At 62.2% G+C, this 2,313-nt stretch carries 1 protein-coding gene; it reads right to left on the bottom strand.

Annotated features, from left to right (window positions below; translation table 11 throughout):
• Positions 1–29: 29 nt before the first annotated feature.
• Positions 30–2,313: magnesium chelatase subunit H (locus tag WA989_RS13970; RefSeq protein WP_424341099.1), on the bottom strand; the 2,284-nt coding region annotated here is incomplete at its 5' end.

Below are 2,313 nucleotides of genomic sequence, written 5' to 3' on the forward strand. Positions count from 1 at the left end.
TGCTCCGGGACGGTCTAGGTCCAGTAGAGTCATGCTGCGGCTCCTTCTTGGAAATTCAGGCCCTCGACCCGGTCTTCGAGTTCGTCGCCAGCACGGCGGAGGGCTTCGAGTGTGTCTTCGTCCGGGCTCCAATAGGCGCGGTCGCTTGCTTCGAGCAGGCGGCCAGCAAGCCGGGCACTGGATTTCGGATTGAGGTCTGAAAGCTTGCGGCGCATCTCTTCGTCGAGGACGAAGGTTTCGCCGATTTTCTGATAGACCCAGGCGTCGACCTGGCCTGTCGTGGCCGACCAGCCGAGCGTATTTGTGACATGCGCCTCGATCTGGCGAACGCCCTCATAGCCGTGGCGCAGCATGCCCTCATACCATTTCGGATTGAGCGCGCGCGTGCGGGTTTCGAGCGCAACCTGTTCGCTCAGTGTGCGGACACATTCGGCGCCATTCGTCTGGTCACCAATATAGACTTGCGGCGCTTCGCCCGTGACGCTTTTGACTGCCTGGGCAATCCCGCCCAGCGTATCGAAATAATGGTCGATCGTGGTGATGCCGAGCTCGACCGATTCAAGGTTCTGATAGGTGAAATCAACGTCGCCCAGAATGCTGTTGAGAAGCTCCGGCTGCGCGGTTGGCGCATCCTTGCTGCCATAGGCAAAGCACTTGCGCTGCGAATAAGTATTGGCCAGTTCGCTCTCGTCTTCCCAGCAGCCGGCATCGATCAGCTGGTTGACGTTCGAGCCATAGGCGCCCTGTGCGTTCGAAAAGACCCGCAGCGCCGCTGTCTCAAGATCGCAGCCATGCGTCTTCTGGTAGGCAAGCGTATGGGCCCGCACGAAGTTCTGCTCCAGCGGCTCGTCTGCCATCGCCGCAGCATGGGCGGCCTGCGCGATGAGGCGCGATTGCAGCGGCAGGAGGTCGCGGAAAATACCCGACAGGGTGACCACAACATCAATGCGCGGGCGGCCCAGCTCTTCCAGCGGGATCAGCTCCGCGCCGCAAAGCCGGCCATAGAAATCAAGCTTCGGTGTCGCCCCGATCAGCGCCAGCGCCTGAGCCAGCTGCACGCCTTCGCTTTTGAGATTGTCACAACCCCAGAGCACCATGGCGACGGTCTCGGGCAGTTTCTTGCCGTCGGCGATCGCCCGGTCGAGCAGGATCTGCGCCTGGCGCGCGCCATCGCGCACGGCAAAACCGGTCGGCAGGCGGCAGGGGTCAAGCCCATGAATATTGCGCCCTGTCGGCAGAATGTCGGCATTGCGGATAAGATCGCCGCCAACCACCGGCCGGGTAAAGCGCCCATCGAGCGCATGGATCAGCGCTGGCAGTTCCTGATTGTCACATAGTTTCTGGTTGATGTCGCTCAGCCGTTCGATCAGCTCGCGGCGCTTCGGCGCCAGCTTGAGCGCGGCCATAGGGCCACCCTGCACCAGGCTTGCGATCACATCCTCGCCAAGCGCTTCGTCATCACTCGCCTCAGCCATCGCAGACAAAAGCTCGACGCGTTCCTCGGCCGTCGGCGCCTCGCCCGCGACGTGCAGGCCATGCGGGATCAGCGAGGCTTCGACTTCATGAAGCGCGGCGCGCAGGGCCTCGATGATGGTCGAAGGGTCATTGCTGGGCGCAAGCGTGAAATCAAGCTCGCCAGCCTGCGTTGTGATATCGGTGAACAGGCGCGCGCGTAGGTCTGCATGGTCCGGATCTGTGGCCGACCAGCGGGCAATGTCCTGCTGCAGCTCGCGCAGCTCATTATAGATCGAGGCTTTGACCACAGGCGGGGTCAGATAGCTGATCGTGGTCGCGGCAGACCGGCGCTTGGCGATGGCCGCCTCTGACGGATTGTTGGCCGCATAGAAATAGATGTTCGGCAGATCGCCAATAAGATAATCAGGCCAGCATTCCGCGCTGAGGCCGACCTGCTTGCCCGGCATGAATTCGAGCGCGCCATGCGTGCCGAAATGCACAATCGCATCGGCCTCGAATGTCTCTCTCAGCCAGCGATAATAGGCGGCAAAAGCGTGCGTCGGCGCAAACCCCTTCTCGAAGAGGAGGCGCATCGGATCGCCCTCATAGCCGAAGGCGGGCTGCAGGCCGACAAAGACGTTGCCGAACCGCGCGCCGTAAATCTCGATCGCCTGCCCGCGCACCTGTTGGCGACCGGGCGATGGCCCCCACTGGGCTTCGATCTCGTCAAGCCGGGTTTCACGGGCCACATGCTGGTCGGAGGTCACCCGGTCATGAACGTGGGCGTCCGACATGATCTGGTCGCCAAGCACGGCGTCGCGCAGCGCCTCTGGAGTAGCCGGAATTTCGATGTCGTAC

Source organism: Henriciella sp. (genome assembly GCF_049649345.1).
In the GTDB taxonomy this organism is placed as follows: domain Bacteria; phylum Pseudomonadota; class Alphaproteobacteria; order Caulobacterales; family Hyphomonadaceae; genus Henriciella.